The following is a 419-nucleotide window of genomic DNA, read 5'->3' on the forward strand; positions in this document are numbered from 1 at the left end:
AACTCACTACCACTGATAGTCCATGTACCTGCGCCATCAGCCGTCACGGTCCGCGATTGGTTATTCGAACCATCGCTGATAGTCACACTGACACTGGCATTGGCTTCTGCGCCAGAGCCGGTGATTAATACACTGCCATCTTCTACAGCATTGATCCGGCCATCAACCTCAATCGGGGTGGCAATCGTCAAGGCATTCGGTGCTGCGTTATCTAAAATCACTGAGGTGCTGGTTGCGCTTGAAGTATTACCCGCCGCATCACTTTGTGTGGCGCTGACGGTGAGCGTGCCATCATTAAAGCTGCTGACATCAAACTCACTACCACTGATAGTCCATGCCCCAGAGCCATCAGCCGTCACAGTACGCGATTGGTTATTCGAACCATCGCTGATAGTCACACTGACACTGGCATTGGCTTC

Annotated in this window: 1 protein-coding gene; it reads right to left on the minus strand. The window is 52.0% G+C overall.

From position 1 onward, the window contains the following. On the minus strand, positions 1 to 419 hold a 419-nt coding region (locus H5183_RS21505), incomplete at both ends, for an Ig-like domain-containing protein (RefSeq protein WP_182732693.1).

This window comes from Pseudoalteromonas sp. SR44-8, from assembly GCF_014163635.1.
Lineage (GTDB): Bacteria > Pseudomonadota > Gammaproteobacteria > Enterobacterales > Alteromonadaceae > Pseudoalteromonas > Pseudoalteromonas rhizosphaerae.